This is a genomic window from Pseudomonas sp. HY13-MNA-CIBAN-0226 (assembly GCF_040310305.1).
Lineage (GTDB): Bacteria > Pseudomonadota > Gammaproteobacteria > Pseudomonadales > Pseudomonadaceae > Aquipseudomonas > Aquipseudomonas gregormendelii.
The window spans coordinates 76,703-95,231 of record NZ_JBEOPS010000023.1 but is presented as its reverse complement, the minus strand read 5'-3'; the positions used below and the strand labels follow the sequence as shown (position 1 = coordinate 95,231).

Here is an 18,529-nt window from a genome sequence, read left to right as displayed (position 1 = left end):
TTTACTCCTGCATGAGTTCCAGCTCAGGGTGAGAACTGAAGTAGGCAAATTGCTTATCGCCGAACGCTGCCACCTGCCCTTTGTCCACCAACGCTGTGGTGTCATCAGGCAGGACCAGCGTGCGTGAAGTGAAAACGGTGTCACGAAACATGCGCGGAGGACCGAGGGACTCCACCGGCTCGCCGACGCTTTTTGACCTGCTCATAAGGCATGCTCCAAAAAAAACCCGCACGCGGCGGGCTGTGAAAAACGGTTGATCAGTGTTTGTGATTTGGCGTGTTACCACCCGCATCGATCACCTGGCCGGCACTGTTGATGTCTCCGGTGGTAGCCAACGTGCCGTTGATAGTTACCGGTCCATCGACTAGCACCTCGCCGACCAGGGCGATGGTGCTGGACACCACCCTGACGTGCTCCGGGGTGACCTCGAAGACTGAGGCACCGACCTTGATGGTTGCGGTACCGGCCGGTAGATCGATGGTGTAACTATTGGCCTCCCAGTCGTAGATCAGTGAGCCACCATCGTCGAAACGCCAGACTTCCACATGATCGCGGTTGTCCGGTTGGGCGCCGGCGTTGCCGTACAAGCCAGGGACAAATGTACCCACTCCCGCAACACCGCTAGGGCTCAGCAAAGCGCCCTGTTCACCCATACTCGGCGCCCGCCAATGCCGGGCCTTGCCCGCTGCCTGGCTGTGCCAGCGCACCCAGGCGCTGATCCACTCACCGGACTGAACCCGCACCATGCCGGCCGCCAGATCCACGCCGACAACCACGCAAGGAATCAGCATGGCGGCGATCATCCGGTCATGCTCCGCAAGGGCGTAGCTCATTCACAGGTCCTCCGGAGCGACGTACTCCCCCTCATGCCCCGGCCCGGTGTCCTGGTTAAAACCAAATACCAGGGTGCCCGGGGGCTCATCAGGCCACGGCCACTCCTCGGTGCCGAGGTAAACGGTTTGAGTCCACTCGACCAGCCAGACGGTATAACCATCCAGTTCCGGGCGGGTCCAGTCCTGTAACGCCTGAACGAACTCTGCTGGCTCAACCTCCAATCCCCAGGTCTGCGCATGTAGCAGCACTGCCAGTTGCGTTGCCAAGTACGCGGCCTGCCGCTGGTGATGCGCCTTGATGACGTCGACGACGATCCGAGCTTCAAATTTGCAGACCAATGCCGTTTCGCCGGTGCCGATGTCCTGACCGGGCTCTATCTCAGCCAGTTCGAGGAAAACCGCCGGTAAAGGAATGTGTTGCTCGGTGGTGAGATCAGGCCAGACGGCGACCATTTCCACACCCGGCAAATTGACCTGCAGGTGCTGTTCTACAGCCTCGAAGAGTTGCTCGAGGCTAAAGGGCTCGTCAGACACGGGCTGTCCCCTTCAAGTACTTTTGCAGTTCAAAGTTGAGCTCCTGCTTCAGAACCTCCAGCAAGCGTTCATCTGCGCGTTTGATCCAGCTGTCGAAATTCGGTCGCGCCTGCTCCAGCGAAATCTTTGCTTTAGCCAATGGGAAGCGGTCGCTGTTTTCACCGACAAAACCTGAGCTAGCCCCTCGACGAGAGGTCAGCTCCGAGTCGGGGTAGTCAGCTGCCGAGAAATGCTTGCTCGCGGTACGGATCCAGATGTCGGCTTTACTGCCGTACACCTTCTTATAGAACGCCCCCGAGTAACGTCGACCCGCTACCGAAACCCCGCTGCCTGTTTGGCGTGGCCGACCCGCTCGACTGGCCTCAATGGCATTGAGACCAAACCAGAGCTTGCCCCGCATCCTGCTGCCGCTGACCGGATACGCCCGCAGGCGTTGCCGAACCGCCGCAATAGCAATCCTCTCTTGCCTGCCCACCGCCCGCGCAATGTGCGTACGCAACCAACCCAGCGTTTTATTGATCGCCCTGCGTTGGGCCGCCGCAGCAGCTTTCGGCAGCAACTTGGCAAAGTCCTGAACAGCTCGAAGGTGTATCGCTGACGGCTGAAGAGTGAGCATCCCGCTGTAGCGCTTTTGTTCCGAATAGCTGCCGACACTCATGCGCGCCTCCTCAGAATCAAAGCGACCAGACCGTCACCACTGGGCTCCAGCTGCAACAGGTCGTAGTCACCGCCACCATCCAGATCCGGTAGATCGATGTTGACCCGCAAGCCTTTGCTGAGCCCCTGTGAATCGCAGACGCGTATCTCGAAGCGCGGTTCACGCAACCCCGTATTGAGCTTCCCGAACTTGGGTTGGAGCCAAGGCGCGGAGAACATGCCGAGGACTGCTTTGTCCCGCCCCTCGATCTGGGCTGTGTCACCCAGCGTTTCAAACACCACATTGTCGATGGCGTCGACCAGCTCTCTAAAGGCCATGCTCAGAGTTCCAGCAGGATCTGCGCGCGCGGTCGGGTACACAGGTGCAGCGGGTTGGACTGAGACTCGCCGGCCATTCCTTTGTTGAATGGCAGCGGTTCGATCTTGCTGTAGTAAGGAAGGCCCTGGGTATTGACCGTTTCCATGTAGTCGGCAGGGGCAAATGCCGAGATGTACAGGTCTGGCACTCCCTCTGGAATCAGCAAGGCCTTGTCATCGTGGATGAAAGAGACACCCGCCACTTTGCCGCGATAGCGCTCCCAGACGATGCCACCGAACTCGAAGCTTTCTCGTGCGTCACCGCGTAATGCGGCGGCCTGCATCGTATTGAGATAAGTCTTTTCAACCGAGTCGTGGCCGACCAAGGTGTTCCAAAAATTCTTGCCGCAAAAGGCGCGGGCACCCGTGCTGGTGATACTGCCCAGTGCCTCCTCTTGCAGATCCAGCGCCTGGCCACACTTGATCCGTACATTGGTACCGGGCTTGGCAAACTCCATGGACATTCTCTGTCGCTGCACGCCAAACACTTTGTAGATATCCAGCAGGACTGTTTTGCCATCGGCATCGAGTACTTGCCCGTTAAGCGCGCCCATACGCTGAAACTCATGCGTGGCGTCCAACTGGCGGCGCGACTTACCCAGGCGCGCATTCACCACATCCTGTACCGCCTGCAATTCCGAGCGCGTACCGAAGGCGCGGATGCCTTGAATCTCATCCGCCTTGATGGTGAACCGTTGCGGCAGGTGCACGGTGTTGAACGGGATCATCTGACGCTTGCTGGCTGCGACTACTACGCCAGAGGTGCCGCGCTCGCCGGCGGGTACCAATGCCAGGGTCTCGCCGTCCTTTTCGATCTGCACGGTCAGGGTAGTAATACCCTCCTCCCGGAACAGACCCAGGCTGCTGACGCGACCTGGCAAGTATTCTTGTTCGTTGATGGCGGCGGTTAGCGAAGAAACAGAAAATGCTTCGTCATCAAAAATGGCGATATCGGCCATGGGTACTCTCCAGAAATGAAAAACCCCGCACTCGGCGGGGTTGGGAAACGGTGACTGAGCGCCTTAACGGACAATCAGAAAATGGGCAGCCAGGGCTTTTTCGGCATCCGGATCGAGCCCGGTCAGGTGTACTTCGCTCACTTCAGCCAGACGCACGACAGCGCGACCACGGCGCACGATGTCAGACTCTCCCAACGGGCCGAAGAGAATCGCCACTGCAGTTTCGCTGCCATCCTCGGCCACTGGCGAATACGGCGCGAATTCGCCAGTCGCAGTGATAAGGCCAAGGATCTGGCCCGGCAACAGCGCAGGACCGGCCGCCACATCAATGGCTTCGCGCGAAATGTTGCCGGGGCCTTCAGACAGGAGAAATTCCCCGGCGTGGATCGGTTCCAAATTGATGGTCATGGTCATTTACCTTTCGCGTTGTTAGCGTTGCCAGAATGAGCGGCATGTCTTGCAGCCCAGATCGATGGCGGATCGGGTTGTTTGGCCTGCACTTTAGGCGCCGGGTCGGTGTCCAGTGGCAGACTGTTATCGATTTCAAAACCCTTGCCGCTGCCCACAATCTTGTCGAATAGCCGCGCCCTCACAGCAGGCGCGTCCAGACCGGCAGCGACATACTCGGCGCTGAACTCTGGCAACCGCGCCGCAACGCACAGGTCATTCACGGCTTTGGCGCGGGTCAGGCCGGCGAGCACGATGTCTTCGTTTTCGAGCTTGGTTGACTTGAGCAGCGGCTCTACCAGATTGCTAATTCCGCCCTCAGCGCACTGCTGAGTGATCATCAGCGCCAACGTTGCGGCGTTACCCACTGCCACTGGTGATGGATCATCAGGCTCCGTCTCCAATTCCGACCCTGGTGGCTCGTCGAACTGGGCGAGCAAGCCAGCAGGTACATGCTGGTATCGCTGCAACACACCGCCTTGCCCCAAACAAGCCTTCACAGTGACACCATCCCCAACCTCGTCCGCCAGGCCCAAGGCGACTGCTTCGTTAGCAGTGAGCCAGGTTTCAGCGGCAACCATTCGGCGCAAGTCGGCTTCATCGATGTCCGGGGCCTTCGCTTTGTAGGCTGCGATGATCGCTTCCATCGTCTGGTCAAGGACATCGGCCACTTTGCGAAAATCTTCCGCATCCCCTGCCACGTAGGTCCATGGGTTGTGGATCATCAACATGGCGTTGGCTGCGATCACCACACGGTGTGCTCCGCACAATGCAACACTGGCCGCACTTGCTGCCAAAGCGTCTACCCGTCCTGTACAGCGCTCGCCCAGACGTGTCAGGGCGTTGTGGATAGCCAGACCATCGAACAGGTCACCGCCAATGCTGTTGAACGCGACTATGACTGGCGAAACGCCGTCATCCATGGCTCGCAGGTCCTGAACGAACTGGTTGGCCGTGACACCCCAGTAACCGATCTCGCCATAGACGAAGACTTCGATAGTGCGTTGTTCGGCTTCACCGCTCGCCTGCACGGCGTACCAGCTTTTGTCTTTGACCTGGACAGGTTTGCCGGCCTTGTCATAAATGCGCGGGCGCGCTTTTTTGCTCATGATTGCTCCTTGTCTTCGAGCGACTCGATGACTTCGTGCGTGTTGTAGTTGAGGCCAAGACGAACTGCCCGCGCGTTGTCGGCTGCGTTTTCTGCATCGACTGTTTCAGCGTCATAGCCAGTGCGCAGGACCATCTCGCTGCGTGAAGCAAAACCTGCTTGGACCTCCATGCGACGGGCTTGCACGTCCTGCACTGGCTGGATGTAAGCCCAGCCTTGTGGCACCCAACGCGTGCGCAGGTATTCACGACGCCGTAACGCGTAGTCGTCCAGCACCAGGGCGCCGGACAGCACCGCCATGTCCATCCACGCGGCACGCACCGGGCGGCAAAGCTGATGCACGTAAACGCCAAATTGCAGTTGCTCCAGCCGGCGCCGAAACTCGTTAAGCACCACTCGCAGCGCCCGGTCGTTAACCTCGCGCATGTCGCCGGTGAGGATTTCGTATGGCGTCCCGGTGCCCGCAGCGGCAGCCATCAATTGCTGTCGCATGAAGTCCGGGTAGTTGTTGCCCGCGTCCGGAGGTTTCGAGAACTCGACCTCTTCACCGGGCGCCAGCTCCTGCATGGTCCCTGGTTCGAGCGCGACCATTGGCGTGAAGCCGTCACCATCGGTGACCAGCAATTGGCCGGTGACTGGATCGCGAGGCGCTTGTCCCGAGTCCGGCGCGGGCCGGCTGATGAACCCTGCAAACAGGTTTGCCACCTCTTGCCGGAACAACACCGCATCGTCGTAATTGTCGAGACTGCGCAGCCGCTTCAGCACGGGCGACAATCGCGGCACACCACGTAACTGGCCGGGCTCGACAGGTTCGAAAATATGCAGCACCTGTGAAGCGGGTACCCGCACCAACTGGTTATAGCCGGCGTTCTGCGACGAAGCATCACGCGGATGCGACAGGTACATCCAGTACGCTTCCCGTTTGCCGCCCGGTGTGAACTCGATACCGGCCCGTATGATGTTCCCGCTCTTGGTGGTCTCAAATTTGTCGTGCGGCACAAATTCAGGCGCCAGTGCCTGGAGCTGTAACGGGACTGCTAGGCCATCGTCCTGACTCCGCGGGCGCAACCGGACAAAGCATTCTCCGGACGTTTCGACCGTACGAGCGATCAATGCCTGCTGACCGTAGAAGTCGGTGAGTTCATCAGCGTCCGACTCATCGACCCAATCGTCCCACAGCTCCTGCAGCAATTTGCGCAGGGCTTCGTCGTCGGTTTTCGGCCTCGGCGTAATGCCCGTGCCGATCAAGTTGCTGACGCGTTTGTCGATCACGTTGAAGGCATACGGGTCATTGCGAACCGCTGCCCGCGAACGGGAACGCAAGTTGCGCAACGCCGGAGTGTTGATGCTGTTGATCCCGTTGTCGGGTGCATCCCAGCCAGTGGAGCGACGGCCCTCCCCGGCGCCTTCGTAACTGGCCTTGATGTTCGACGGCAACAAAAACCCGTTGCGGGATAGCGTCGGATAATGTCGGGCCATTAGGTGCCTTTGCCTCCGTGGTACAGCCGGACCACGCGGGCGCGCAGCCCGGCTGAGTTGATCAGTGAGGTGCGGATCTCGTCGCGGGCCTTGAGCAACTCGTCGATGGATCGGTATTCAACGGTGCGGTCGCCGTAGCGGACGGTTTTTTCACCGCGAGCGATGGCCCCCTCAACGGCATCGAGGTGCTTTTGGGTAAAGGACATATCAGCGTCTCTTCAGATAACCGCTGGTGGAGCTGCGGCGTTGAGGTGGCGGTGCTGCCGGTCGCGATGGCACGATCGGAGCAGTAGATTGTGGAGCCGATTGCGGTACAGCAACGGGTGTTGCTGGTCCGGTGACACGTTCGCCTTGAACTGGCTTGATGCCCAATGCGTCGTCAAACAGACCAGACTGCGCCAGGGACTGACGCACTCGCTCCCAGTCGTGCTCCTTGTAACGGTTGAGCCCCAAGTAATGCGCCATGGCCAGGCAATACACCATCAAGTCGAGTGCTTCATTACGCTCGGCCTTACCCTTGACCCATTCAATACGCTTGTGTCCGCGGATGTAGCGCGCAACCTTGCGCTCCGCGACGCACTGGTCGAAGAAATCGTCTGGTAAGTCATTGGCGAAGTGCAACGCACCTGGCCCGGAAGGGAACGAATAACGGTTGTAGATCCAATCCTTGGCCGTGTCAGTACCGACGAACCACAGCTCGGCGCCGTTGCGTTCGGTCTGCCCTTTCCAGGTCACGTCCACCATCGACGGCCGCTGAGCAATGACCGGTTTGCCGGGTTTGCTCGCGCCCTTTATCGCAAATACGTTTCGCCAGCGACGAACGCGGCAGAACTGGTAGACCTCATCGGTGTGGTGCCCGCCGGAGTCGACGGCCACTGCGAGAATGCCGAGGCCCACCCCGCACGGATGGCGGTATTTGGCCTTGAGCAATTCGTCGAGTGCCGCCCAGGTGCGTTCGTCTGCGGGGTCGCCCGCGACCACCTGAAAGTCGATGACCCAGCGTTCCATGCCGACGCCCCAGCCCATGGCCATGAACTCCAGGCGGTTGGCCTGAACGTCGACGGCCCCGGTGATCATCAGCACCGCTGCTGGCATTGAGCCGAGGCCGAAGCCTTCCAACCGCGCCCGGTTACGCAGGGTATCGGCCTTGGTTTGCTCTTGTGCGCTGTCCCAAACCTTTGCCAGACGGGTGTTGTAGAACACCTGCATGGGCTCCAGATCGCCTTTGGCCTGGGCCTTTTTGGCTTTCTCGAATTGCTTGGCCAGCGACTTCCAGTCCATCCAGCCCAGTGGCGAATACAGGGCGTTGAGGTGGAATCCCACCGTCTCGCCGTCACCCTCGGCATGGGCTCGCCATTCGCCTTTGGCGAGCATCTCGCCCTTGTGGTACTCCTCGATCAGCACGTCACACTCTGGCCCGGCGCACTGGTAGTGCACTACGCTGTAGTCTTTCGAGTAGTGAAGGCGCTCCCATTCCAGTGTCTGCATGTGCCCGCAGGTCGGGCATGGCACGTAGTAGTAACGCTGGTCACTGCCTTCGAACAGATCGGAGATCCGCGAGGCGCCCTTGATCGTCGGCGAGCTGGAGAAGTAGAACTTGGCGTTACGGCCGAAGGTACTGCCCCGGGTTTCCGCCAACTCGATGGGGTCGCCCTCCTCACCGATGTCCACTTCCCAGCGGTCGATTTCATCGCCGTACACGTAGCGTGCCGACAGCTCTGACAGGTTGGCCGCAGAGCCGGCGGTTGTGACGTACAGCGAACCGCCCTCGAACTCTTTGGTGTCCATGGTGTTGCGGGCATCCCGCGAGCGGCTGGACGCGACACGCTCACGCAACACTGGCGTGGCCTTGATGGTCTTGCCTATACGAGATGACACCCGCTTGGCCAGGCCAAGGCTTGGCAGCAGGGTCAGGATGTTGGAAGGCGCCATGTGGATCAGGCCGCCGATCCAGTTCAAGGCAATCTGGGTTTTCATCAACTGCGAAGCCACCATGGTGACTACGCGTTTGCAGGGGTGAGCCGGTGACAGGCAGCGCATCGGCTCGCGGGCATACGGCGTACGCGAGGTGCGGTATTGGCCTGGCTCAGCGGCGCCTGTGTCACGCGGGATGCGCATGTACTCGTCGGCCCACTCATCGACCCAGACGTCAGGGTCAGGATGCAGCCCTCGGAAATACGCCTCGCGGTACACCTCTGCACCGTCAGGGATTTCCGTAGGCATGGGTTTAACTCGTGGTCATGGCGTGTTCAAGATCCGCCGAGGACAAGCGTTCTGCATCCTCAAGCGAGCGACGGATAGCCGCCGTCAGGTGCTTTTCGATTTGCCAGGGGTCGGTCATGACGGCCAGTTCCGGCGCCAGTTGCGGGGGCATGCCTAGCAGTTGATCTCGCAGCAGACGGCCTGCGTTATAGGCGCCGGTTTCCACCGCGATGCGCTCGACCAGGGTGCCTTGCTGCTTGTGAAAGTTGTCGCGCTCTTGCAGCGCCAAGTAGTGCTCTCGAAGCGCGCGAGACTTCTGGAAGTCCGCCACCTCTGCGATTTGCGGCACCGCAGGTTCTTCGGCGGCTATTTGGGCCTCGCGCTCCAACCGAATCCGCTCATGCCGCTCGGCAACACCTGCTTTGCTTGGGTCCGCCGTCTTGGCGAGCAGCGCCTCGGTCGCCTCCAATTCAATCTTTTTTCCATCCTCAGTCAGGACCAACCGGTCCTGATTGGCCAACTTGGAAACGTACGATTTGGCCCAGCCACGCCGTGCTGCAAACTCCGTTCTGCTGATTACAGTCATGATGGAATGTCCTGTTCACCTAATGAATACGGGGGGTTCACCTGTTCACCCCAGTTCACTAAGCTGGTGAACTGTCCGCTAACACTTTCCCGCGGGTTCCTTGCCCCGTATCCCCCGAAAAACCCCAGGGTCCCCCCGACGATAGGAAGCGCAACGGCAAGCGCGGCTCCGAAATGCTAGCATCACAAGGCCCTTCTTCAGAAGAGGGAACGACTGGGAAGGACTACCCAAAAACAAACGAAAGGGAAGACCATGGCTAACAAATTTCCATTTGCACACATTCGCCAACAAGGGCAAGACATGATCATTGTCCCTGTAGACGCCGCATTCGCTAACAAAACCAGCAAATCCCAGCAGGAATTCGTTGCAGCTTTTGAGTCTGCCGTGAATCGTGCGGGACTCGCTGGTCATGCAGTAGCGATCTGGAATACAGGGCGACAAATTGGTTTTGTCGCACCAACAAGATGGCATGGGTTCTTCAAGTCACCTGGCATCTGGGAGCTTGTTCACGCCAACATCAACAAGGAGATTGCTCTGTAGCAGTTCATCGATAGCTTCGGAACTGACCACAGCAGGGCATAAACCAAAATCAGGCTGAGCTGCCTCTGCCCGCGCGTGTTCAAGAGCATTTTCAAGCGACGCAATGATCGTTTCGATCGTTCCATCCCGGCGGAAAGACAGGCTTGTCAATCCGCCGGTCTCTGTCCTGGTCCAGAGTACTTCTAGTTCATCATTCAACACTCGAACTTGCATTTTTCTAACCTCTCTATGGGAGTGAGCTGGAATCTTTGCGGGAAACTTCACATACGCCCAGCCGCTTAGCGGCCCAGCGCTCGTAGAGGCCGATGGCGACATCGGCTCCCCCCATCGCGGTCAAGCAACCAATCGCACCAGCAGCCACCATCGAAACGCCCGCTGCATGCAGCAGCATCATCGTGGAGAGGCCACATACGACACATGCCCCAGACCGTAGCGCCAAACGCCGAACCAACGACCATCCCTTGACGCCCGCCTTGTCCGCTCGCCACATTTCGCCCGAGACGCCCCCCACCAAAGACAGGGTGATCACCATCCAAATGGGCATGTCTGCCAACGCCTGTTGTTCGTTTGTCATAATCGCTCCGGAGGGTTCTGGTGTGAGCGGCACTTGGTTGTTGCCACGGAATGTAAGAAGCTCTCCCCCGAACGATACCCATGGACTGGAGGAAGCTGATGAGCGTGATTGTCGATGTCGTAACCGTCGTGGGGGCGATTGGCGCCCTGATGATCGGATGGGTGCAACTCGATCCAAAAAAGAAACTGGAACTGCGAGCATGGTTCTTCAAAATCTGGATCTTTCTCTCGGTTCTTGTACTGCTGTCCAGCGCTGTTCGGGAGATCGTGCTATTCGGAGTCAGCGAAGCGCCCCTTACCAGAAAGGATGTTCTCTGGCTGTTGGTTAACGCCTGGAACGGCATGATGTATTTAGGACTAACCGTTGCATTCTTGGCTTACTGGACCAGTCCCAACCGAAAGGGCAAGGATGCTAAAACTCCAAAACTCTCAGAATCCCAGGAATAAAAAAACCGGCCATGTGGCCGGTCTATTGAACCGCTCTCTGCAGTCGCACCTATCGAAGATGACTACTTTTTACAGGCCGATTCCGGTGGCAGCAACCCTGTTTTAATGCCACCCGGTGAATAAGTGGGTAACGCAGGGTGAACGCCTAGGCAATGTAGGTGAATACACCCCTTCGGCTTAGTGCTTCTGTTGCGCAGTCCCTGATACCCCAAAGCCTTCGATCAAAATGGGACAGCTAAGAGCGCCTGAATACAAGGCTCTGCCCCAGTGTCCCAGTACTTTTACCTTTTCCTCGCCTATAGAAGTAAAAGAATAAAGCGCGTGCGCGAAGCACGCGTATGCGATCGCGCTACGCTCACATGCGCGGGGTGGCGTTTTGCTTGGGACTACGGGACAGCCCGCGCTACACATGCCCTGTAGCTGCCCCTTAGAGCAAAACTCAGCTCGGACACGCAGGGACGATGGGACAAAGCCGGTCGCAATCATGCCGCCTTCCCCATCAACAACCCGCCAATGCACACATGCGCCTCATGCAGGCGCTGGTAGTAGGTCTCTCTACTACAGCCACAGTGGGTGTACTTCTGCGACAACAGGCTCTCCCCATTGCAGTAGTGCTCACGCACCACTTTCGCCAGCTGCGCCGGCAAGTGCTTGTTCACGATCAGCTCAATATCCGCAGACTCATCCAACAGCACCCGACTGCCGCGTGTCCCGCGTATCAGCTCCCCCTTGCACGCCATCAACATGGCGATCATGTTGCCGCCTCCGGCACCACCAATGGGCGAAGGCGAATGCAGGTCCTCGGCCCACAGCTTCAAAAGCTCATCGATTCGTCTAATCAAAGCAAGGCTCCTCGAAGTGTTCCTGCTGCAGCTCCTCCGCGCTGCCCCAGCCAACTGGCTTTTTGTAGGCCCAGGGGCGCTTTCCGCTTTTGCGCAGTGCGGGCAAGCGAACGCGACGCCAACCCAATCGATGCATGATCGCGCCGACGCGAATCTGCTCTGGCTTGCCCCAATGCCCAAAGTCCAGTTTCAGCGCCTGGCTCAATACATCACTGCCCGATGTCGTTTCACCAATCTGCGACTCTTCCAGCCAGGTCAGAATCGGCCCTTCCCACTCATCCACCACAAAGCGCTGGTCCTGCGCCTCGGCAAACATAGGCGCCTCATCCGGCGTCACCCACCAGATATCGCCCGCCTCAAAGCAGAACGTCGCTTCGGCCCAGAGTTGATCGCGCATCTCCTGCAGTTTCGGCAAGTCGACCTTGCTGCACGCCACCGGCCAATAACGCCTGTTGCCCGTGGTGTCCTTCAGATACTCGTCCTGGTTGGTGGTGCCGACAAAAACACACTGGCGTGCCACGTCCGCGGTCCTGCGGCCATAGCTTTCGCGGTAGGTGTCGGTCGATGCAGAGAAGAACTGCTTGGCCTTGGTGCTCTCAGCCTTGTTGAAACTGTCGAGTTCACCCAGCTCAACAATCCACTTTCCACGGATCGCCTGAAATGCGTCCTTATCACCCAAAGTGAACGGCGTATCCATGAACCAGTCGCCGCCGAGAATGCTCATCGCCGTCGATTTACCGGCCCCTTGCGCGCCCTCCAGAATCATCACCGAGTCTGCCTTGCAACCGGGCCTCATCACTCGGGCTACCGCTGAAATCAACCAGCGTTTTCCCACCTTCGAGCTGTAGTCGCTGGCAGGAACGCCCATCACGTCCGTCAACCAGGTCTCCAGCCGTGGCACTCGGTCCCATTCCAGCTTTCCCAGGTAATCCCGCACCGGATGAAACGCATGATCATGGGCAACCACGCTCACCGCTTCCATCACATGCCCAACCTTCACACGCAAGTTGTACTGCTGCGCGATCCACTTCATCACGCGCATATCATCGATGTCCGCCCAGTCTTCCGTACCGCTGCCGTAGGGTGCCGAGCGTGACTTGACGATCTTCGAACTGAAGGCGCTGTAAGTAATTACTCCGCCCCAACGCTCATCATTGCCCAGGATCAACTCAACGTTTTGCATGTGAGCAATCAGCGCCCCGCTCTCAGTGCGTGCCAACTGATTCTTCCAGCCGCCGGCAGCCGGCGGCTTGACCACCGCTAGCACCTGACGGCGGACCGCATCAAGCCCTTCGGCGACATGCAGATCGTTAAAGTCGGTCCACTTGTCCTCCCGCTCGCCAGCGAACATCGGTGCGACCACCTGCCCACCCACGATCAACGCCGCGTTGTTTGCCTTCTCTTCACCCGGGTTCCAGGCATCACCGTTGGGCCGCTTCGTCTTCCAGTCATCGTCCCGACAAACAATCAGCGGGCATCCGGGGAAGCGCTCGCGCATAGCCTTGCAGACCACCAGCAGGTTGCCCGCATCAAACGCGATGGCCACCGTTAGCGAAGTCGCCATGTGCAGGCTGGCGCCAGTCGCGTATCCCTCACACGCCAGCACCGGCTCGCCCGGCTCCGGGTGCGGCCCGATCAGGTGAAAGGCGCCCTCCTTCGACATGCCGTAAGGCCAGTAGGATTTATCCCGACCGGTGTCTGCCTGTTTGCTGGGAAATATCACCTGGAGGCCGACGATCTGATCACGCACATTGCACATCGGCACAAGAAGTGCGCCGGTACGCGGTGCGTAGCGAACGCCGATGCCAACGATCTGCTTTCGGTCCAGATACTCGCTGCGGCCCTTCTCAGGCATGCGCTCGAACAGCCCCGCCGCCCGGTTCGAGGCACGTCGTGCCGCGTTGACCTTGATATCGGCGGCGCGTCGTTTGGCGTCTTCCTGCCGAGCACGCATCACCTCTCGCTCGTCAGGCGACATCCGCCCGGCCTTCACCTTGATCTTATGCGTGTCGCCCGAACGCCAATCACCGAAACTGCCGAAGATGAGCGTTTCGCCCTTCTCAGTGAGGTGCTCGTGAACGACATACCAGCCGTTCTTTTCCTTACCCTTGTCTTGCACAGTCTTGCAGCGAGTCAGCTTGCCAAAAATCAACGGCTGCTCAGGTTCCAGACCGTGGTCAGCGAATTGACCCAGCACTTCATCTAACATGGCGAGCCTCCCGCTGTTCATCGATGGCCTGACAAAGCACGCACTGCGTGCAACCCGGTTGGGCCAGTCGACGAGCCTCCGGAATCCGATCGTCACACCCCTCGCAGAACAGGAAGGAATGGACCACCAATTCAGATTGGGCGACCCGGCGAGCGGCCAGTGCCTGATCGATTCGCTCCTGAACCAGGTCATTAGCAAAATCAGCGATATCAGCCAAAGTCACCACCCCGCGTCGTGTGATTGACGTACGTGGCGCGGTTGAACATCTCCAGCAGCCCTTGAATGCCGCGAAACACCTGCAAGCGAATGGCGGCCAGCTCCTGGTCAGTCACCACACCATCGCCAATGCTCTTGGCCCACGTCTCCGCCAGATTTGCCACCTGCCGGAAATACTCGGCGATACCAGTGGTCAACGTCTCGGGCATATCGTTGGTGTAGGCCTCAGCCAACTCCTGCCAGATCGTGTCCCCCACCAATGCATGCACCGCATCAAGAATGCGACGGTCCTTGGTCAACTCCAGGATCTCGCCAAATTCTTGAATGTTGACGCTGTGGCTGGGGTGCGTGGGTGAGAGCTTATGCTGCAGCGTGGTAGCGTTTCTGCCGGTGGTGGCGGCGATGGCAGCGGCGCCGCCGGGGTAATCCCGGGCAGCATGGTAAAGCGCCAAATCGAGCGGCAGCAGTTCCCGCTGTGCTCGTTCGACACAACTCAAAGCAATTCGGCTCATGGCATTAATCCCGTAAGTTGCCAGTGCCGCGCGACATGCAGTGGTGATACATTTGCCGCGTGGCTTGAAAGGGCCCAAACGCCGGCTAGATCTTCAGGATCGACACCGGCACCGTGCCGAGGCGAACAATCCGTTGCTCACCTCTGGCGCAACAGCTGCCCAATCTGTGGTGGAAAAGGCAGCAACACCAAGGCATCCGTGCCTTGGAAAGCGCGGTAAAGATCGACGGTTAGCATGTGGTGTGCCCGCCTATCTTTATCGCGACCCGACAGCGCTGTGGTGGTGCGTGCAGGGAGGAACTGGGCGGCCTTTTGGCCGCCTTTTTTCTAAGCGGCGTTCGACGATTTCACTACGTCGATAAGTTTGAAATGCTCAAGCACCTCCCTCATGGACACAAAGCCTTCACTTTCCCTCACCAACGCCCTGATTAAAGCGATGCTGGGATCCTTGCTAGCGTACTTCACATGCATTCGCAGATAGCTAATAGCGATTCCGCATCGCTGTGCATAAGCAACCTGCTCCGCTGCGTTCAAACCTGAAATGTAGCTACGTAATTTCATACCTTTCTCCTTCAATGGACGAAAATATAACCATATAGGTTAATTTTTTCAATACCCAAAAGGACATTCACCTGGTGGGTTAATCGGCTCAAAATCTGCTCATGAAAATTACAGATACTCGACTCCAGAATTTCCGCATGGCCATGGCTGACAAAAAGCTGCGCCTCACAGATATCGCGGACTTGTTGAGCAAGGCCCCAGCGCAAGTCAGTGCATTTGGAGGTAAGAACCCCACCAAAGGTATTGGCGATCAGATCGCTCGCGAAATTGAAAAAGCACTCAGCCTTCCTATTGGCTATCTCGACATTCCACATCATCTTGGCGACTTCAACAACGCTACCGTACTAAGTCACACCGGACGAAAACTGCCAGTAATCGGCTCTATTGCAGCAGGGGCGTGGTGTGAACCCCAAGGCAGTTTTGATCCCCAAGAAGCGGAGGAATGGATAGATGCTCCTGGTCCCGTCGGTCCACATGCGTTCATATTACGAATCGAAGGGATCAGCATGGAACCAAAATTCCAAGAGGGAGATAAAATTGTTATCGACCCTTCTCTTGACTTTGCTCCTGGGCATTTTGTAGCGGCAAAAAGGTCAAGCGATCAGGCAGCGACTCTCAAGCAATTAAAACAAGAAGGGGGGGAATTGTACCTTTTTGCTCTCAATCCAGACTGGCCGGATAGAATTATTAGAATGACAGAAGAGTGGAGCATCTGCGGACGTGCTCGCTGGAAAATCTCCGACTTATAGTCACAATACAGGTTAAAATTACATGGAATTTCAAGTCCTCCCTCCTAGAACAGCTCCCGACTACAACAAAAAAGAAAAATTCGCGCTGATACAAAACAGCTGGAACGACTTCAGTTTTGAAACACAATACAGCCTCGTATATTTAGGCCCACCAAACAAGAGGGCACACAATCTAATAGGCACGGTAAAAATACTTAAAAAAGGCCAAACCGAGAACGATCCGCTGCAACTACACAATGACTTCAACTATCTAGATGAAAATTTTATATCAGTTGGGCAGTCACTAGATTACTACGAAAGAATATCATCACTAGATGAAAACTTAAAAATTCAACTTCTTGAATCTCTTAACGACTTCGTTTACAACCCCAACCTAGGATCAGAGTTTCGAAATGAGGCCGGTTGGAAAACTTCATTATTTCGATACTTCGAAGAGAATGATAGCTTCTTAATTACAGCAAGCTCCCTACTAAAAAAGAACTTTGACAACCTTCAATCCAAGGATTTGATTTTTTCATTTTATGTGCCAGGCTGGGAGAATGAAATCAAGTTTGACTACTCACTCCCTGACTACGTAAACATCGTTGGTGGAATTTCACACCCGCTCCCAAGTCGAATAATTTCAATAATAGGTAGAAACGGATCAGGCAAAAGCACACTCTTAGCAAAAATTGCAAGAGTAGCCTACGGCAGCCTAAAAGACCGACAAAGCGGAACATTTGACTCAGTTGGAAGAATCAAACCAGAAAACATCAGCTTTCCAAGAATCATCACCGTCTCTTACAGTGCCTTTGATAGCTTCAGACTACCCGGATTAAAACCGACTATTGATGGCGAAGCAGATGAACGAGTCCAGATAGTTAAAGACATAAAAGAGGGGGTTGGTAGATTTGTATTCTGTGGTCTTAGGGATGTAGCAGCAGAACTGGACTCCGCACTGCAAACTGAGAATTTTATAGGACCATCAGTCCAGTTGCCCGATCGGGTTAGAACAACTCTCCTCAAGCCCGTAGAACGTTTAGCGGATGAATTCCACAACACACTTCTTTTAATTAGAGAAAACGATGCAAGTCACATATTAGATAGAGCTCTCCTCTGCATCTCAAGCGACCCTTCATTTTCATCCCATAATCATATTCTAACCACTGAACTGCTGCTATCCAACAACCCTCAAGAATTGTTTATGGAGTGGAGCACTGGACACAAAATAGTAATCCACATAATCGCAAAACTAGCGGCACACACGACTCAATCATCACTAGTATTGCTAGATGAACCAGAAACACATTTGCATCCGCCTTTACTAGCAGCAATGATGCATGCCATACGCATAATACTTGCGACGAAAAAAGCCTTTGCCATTGTCGCCACTCACTCACCTGTTGTGCTTCAAGAAACTATCGCTGCCCACACATATATTATAAGAAGAGAGGGTAACATCACAAGAACATCCCCACCAACAAAAGAAACTTTTGGCGAAAACATTGGAACCCTTACCGGTGAAACTTTTGGCCTAAACACAAGAGCTACGGACTTTCACGCGATACTTGATCAGCTTATATCTCGGTACCAAAATCTTGAGATAATTGAATACTTCTTCCAACCTCACGGACTTAGCATGCAAGCAAGAGCTTATGTAATGAGTCAGTTGGCTAGTAAAGGAAAACTGTGATGTGGCGCTTGGAGACCCCCACCAGCGATGACTCCTCTACTAACATTACTACAGCGTTAACTTACGTCAACGGCGCCGTGGTGCATCCGATATCAGAAAGCCAAAAAGCTCGAATATTAGAGCTTTATGAAGAGTATGATTCAAAGTCGGGAAACCCCCACAACGACCTTAAGGGCAATGATGTATGCCCCAACCTACTAAACGCCATTCAAAACGCATACAACCAAGTACAAAAGGGTGGTCGCCTCGAAGACTTTAGAAATAGAATCAAACTTAGCGCTGACAGCTGTCCTTATTGTGGATTCGGCCCTATTACCGATCTTGACCACCACCTACCAAACTCTTTATATAAAGCACACGCAATATATTCTAAGAACCTGATACCTAGCTGTCACGCCTGCAACAACATGAAGAGAGCTAAGGCTGGAGATGCAGCAACCGAACAATTCTCTCACGTTTACTTTGGTCAACGGCCGACAGAACCTTTCCTTACCGCTGACATTACTGTGAGCGAGAAAGGCATCGTGGTCAGGTACTCCATAAATAAAACCGCAGAGCTAGAACAAGAAGAGTTCGAAAGACTAAACTACCAATTCAATTCATTGGAACTCAATCAGCGCTATGTATCTCAAATAAATCTATTTCTTGGTTCACAAAGAACTGCTATTGAGGACTATGCCTCCATCAGCACAGAGGCTCTCAAACAATTCTTTAGAAGAAGTTATGACAACCAAATTAAAGATTTTGGGCTCAATCACTGGCAGACCGTCCTGTTAAAAGCACTAGCCGACTCCGATGAATTTTGCAGTGGTGGATATATACATTGTTTTGGAAGAAAGAATCTTAGGATTTAATTGCCATGACCGAAGCTTTTAATTTCCTGGTCGCGCGGCAGGGGCGTGACCAAGCTCTCCGGTGTACCTTCCCCAAGAATGCCGCTGCCTAGACTGCTCTCGATCGGTCGCTTGACAAGTTAACCTTTGAGGTTAATATTTGCTTTACTCTTCACCACAGAGCGAGGCAACACCATGCACACCACAGCTACCC

The 18,529-nt window shown here is 56.0% G+C and carries 23 protein-coding genes; 5 read left to right on the top strand and 18 right to left on the bottom strand.

Annotated features, from left to right (window positions below):
* Position 1 precedes the first annotated feature (1 nt).
* From AAEZ05_RS23285 to AAEZ05_RS23230, 12 genes are all read right to left on the bottom strand, one after another.
* A complete protein-coding gene (locus tag AAEZ05_RS23285) occupies positions 2 to 205 on the bottom strand; it encodes a hypothetical protein (protein ID WP_350649068.1) in 204 nt (67 codons plus the stop codon).
* A gap of 52 nt (positions 206 to 257) precedes the next feature.
* Positions 258 to 833: a phage baseplate assembly protein V gene (locus AAEZ05_RS23280; protein WP_350649066.1), complete on the bottom strand. Its 576-nt coding sequence runs from the start codon at positions 831 to 833 to the stop codon at positions 258 to 260.
* Positions 834 to 1,367: a hypothetical protein gene (locus AAEZ05_RS23275; RefSeq protein ID WP_350649064.1), complete on the bottom strand. Its 534-nt coding sequence runs from the start codon at positions 1,365 to 1,367 to the stop codon at positions 834 to 836. It abuts the gene before it with no gap.
* Positions 1,360 to 2,025, bottom strand: a complete 666-nt coding sequence (locus tag AAEZ05_RS23270; RefSeq protein ID WP_350649062.1) for a hypothetical protein — start codon at positions 2,023 to 2,025, stop codon at positions 1,360 to 1,362. The genes AAEZ05_RS23275 and AAEZ05_RS23270 overlap by 8 nt, the downstream gene beginning before the upstream one ends.
* Positions 2,022 to 2,342 carry a head-tail joining protein gene (locus AAEZ05_RS23265; RefSeq protein WP_350649060.1) on the bottom strand — a complete coding sequence of 107 codons (321 nt, stop codon included), beginning with the start codon at positions 2,340 to 2,342 and terminating at the stop codon, positions 2,022 to 2,024. Before AAEZ05_RS23265 ends, AAEZ05_RS23270 begins: the two co-directional genes overlap by 4 nt.
* Before the next feature lie 2 nt (positions 2,343 to 2,344).
* Positions 2,345 to 3,340, bottom strand: a complete 996-nt coding sequence (locus tag AAEZ05_RS23260) for a major capsid protein (protein ID WP_350649058.1) — start codon at positions 3,338 to 3,340, stop codon at positions 2,345 to 2,347.
* Positions 3,341 to 3,403: 63 nt separating this feature from the next.
* On the bottom strand, positions 3,404 to 3,748 hold the full coding sequence (locus tag AAEZ05_RS23255; RefSeq protein WP_350649056.1) for a head decoration protein: 345 nt from the start codon (positions 3,746 to 3,748) through the stop codon (positions 3,404 to 3,406).
* A gap of 2 nt (positions 3,749 to 3,750) precedes the next feature.
* Positions 3,751 to 4,896, bottom strand: a complete 1,146-nt coding sequence (locus tag AAEZ05_RS23250; RefSeq protein ID WP_350649054.1) for a head maturation protease, ClpP-related — start codon at positions 4,894 to 4,896, stop codon at positions 3,751 to 3,753.
* The gene (locus AAEZ05_RS23245; RefSeq protein WP_350649052.1) at positions 4,893 to 6,374 is read right to left on the bottom strand and encodes a phage portal protein; all 1,482 of its coding nucleotides are present in this window, start codon (positions 6,372 to 6,374) and stop codon (positions 4,893 to 4,895) included. The genes AAEZ05_RS23250 and AAEZ05_RS23245 overlap by 4 nt, the downstream gene beginning before the upstream one ends.
* Complete coding sequence (locus AAEZ05_RS23240; RefSeq protein ID WP_350649050.1) at positions 6,374 to 6,580, bottom strand: phage head-tail joining protein; 207 nt, start codon at positions 6,578 to 6,580, stop codon at positions 6,374 to 6,376. Before AAEZ05_RS23240 ends, AAEZ05_RS23245 begins: the two co-directional genes overlap by 1 nt.
* A gap of 1 nt (position 6,581) precedes the next feature.
* Entirely contained in the window at positions 6,582 to 8,597 is a 2,016-nt protein-coding gene (locus AAEZ05_RS23235) for a phage terminase large subunit family protein (protein ID WP_350649048.1), read from the bottom strand.
* Positions 8,598 to 8,601: 4 nt separating this feature from the next.
* Positions 8,602 to 9,162: a terminase small subunit gene (locus AAEZ05_RS23230; RefSeq protein ID WP_350649046.1), complete on the bottom strand. Its 561-nt coding sequence runs from the start codon at positions 9,160 to 9,162 to the stop codon at positions 8,602 to 8,604.
* A gap of 252 nt (positions 9,163 to 9,414) precedes the next feature.
* Between AAEZ05_RS23230 and AAEZ05_RS23225 the strand changes: the two genes are divergently transcribed.
* Complete coding sequence (locus tag AAEZ05_RS23225) at positions 9,415 to 9,702, top strand: hypothetical protein (protein ID WP_350649044.1); 288 nt, start codon at positions 9,415 to 9,417, stop codon at positions 9,700 to 9,702.
* 226 nt (positions 9,703 to 9,928) lie between these two features.
* Here the strand turns inward: AAEZ05_RS23225 and AAEZ05_RS23220 are convergent, their stop codons facing one another.
* Positions 9,929 to 10,276, bottom strand: coding sequence for a phage holin family protein (locus AAEZ05_RS23220; RefSeq protein WP_350649042.1), 348 nt, complete (start codon positions 10,274 to 10,276; stop codon positions 9,929 to 9,931).
* A 98-nt stretch (positions 10,277 to 10,374) separates the two neighbouring features.
* Between AAEZ05_RS23220 and AAEZ05_RS23215 the strand changes: the two genes are divergently transcribed.
* Positions 10,375 to 10,722: a hypothetical protein gene (locus AAEZ05_RS23215; protein ID WP_350649040.1), complete on the top strand. Its 348-nt coding sequence runs from the start codon at positions 10,375 to 10,377 to the stop codon at positions 10,720 to 10,722.
* Positions 10,723 to 11,204: 482 nt separating this feature from the next.
* Here AAEZ05_RS23215 and AAEZ05_RS23210 read toward each other — a convergent pair whose 3' ends face one another.
* The 5 genes from AAEZ05_RS23210 to AAEZ05_RS23190 form a co-directional block, all read right to left on the bottom strand.
* Complete coding sequence (locus AAEZ05_RS23210) at positions 11,205 to 11,564, bottom strand: PA0613 family protein (protein ID WP_350649038.1); 360 nt, start codon at positions 11,562 to 11,564, stop codon at positions 11,205 to 11,207.
* Positions 11,557 to 13,773, bottom strand: a complete 2,217-nt coding sequence (locus tag AAEZ05_RS23205; protein ID WP_350649126.1) for a VapE domain-containing protein — start codon at positions 13,771 to 13,773, stop codon at positions 11,557 to 11,559. Before AAEZ05_RS23205 ends, AAEZ05_RS23210 begins: the two co-directional genes overlap by 8 nt.
* Complete coding sequence (locus AAEZ05_RS23200) at positions 13,763 to 13,990, bottom strand: TraR/DksA family transcriptional regulator (protein WP_350649036.1); 228 nt, start codon at positions 13,988 to 13,990, stop codon at positions 13,763 to 13,765. The genes AAEZ05_RS23205 and AAEZ05_RS23200 overlap by 11 nt, the downstream gene beginning before the upstream one ends.
* A complete protein-coding gene (locus AAEZ05_RS23195; protein ID WP_350649034.1) occupies positions 13,983 to 14,501 on the bottom strand; it encodes a phage regulatory CII family protein in 519 nt (172 codons plus the stop codon). Before AAEZ05_RS23195 ends, AAEZ05_RS23200 begins: the two co-directional genes overlap by 8 nt.
* 326 nt (positions 14,502 to 14,827) lie before the next feature.
* Complete coding sequence (locus AAEZ05_RS23190) at positions 14,828 to 15,061, bottom strand: hypothetical protein (RefSeq protein ID WP_350649032.1); 234 nt, start codon at positions 15,059 to 15,061, stop codon at positions 14,828 to 14,830.
* A gap of 101 nt (positions 15,062 to 15,162) precedes the next feature.
* Here AAEZ05_RS23190 and AAEZ05_RS23185 point away from each other — a divergent pair, with 101 nt between their 5' ends.
* From AAEZ05_RS23185 to AAEZ05_RS23175, 3 genes are read left to right on the top strand one after another with little or no spacing between them, the layout of a single operon-like run.
* On the top strand, positions 15,163 to 15,810 hold the full coding sequence (locus tag AAEZ05_RS23185; RefSeq protein WP_350649030.1) for a LexA family protein: 648 nt from the start codon (positions 15,163 to 15,165) through the stop codon (positions 15,808 to 15,810).
* A 22-nt stretch (positions 15,811 to 15,832) separates the two neighbouring features.
* A complete protein-coding gene (locus AAEZ05_RS23180; protein ID WP_350649028.1) occupies positions 15,833 to 17,482 on the top strand; it encodes an AAA family ATPase in 1,650 nt (549 codons plus the stop codon).
* On the top strand, positions 17,482 to 18,336 hold the full coding sequence (locus tag AAEZ05_RS23175; RefSeq protein ID WP_350649026.1) for an HNH endonuclease: 855 nt from the start codon (positions 17,482 to 17,484) through the stop codon (positions 18,334 to 18,336). Before AAEZ05_RS23180 ends, AAEZ05_RS23175 begins: the two co-directional genes overlap by 1 nt.
* Positions 18,337 to 18,529 lie beyond the last annotated feature (193 nt).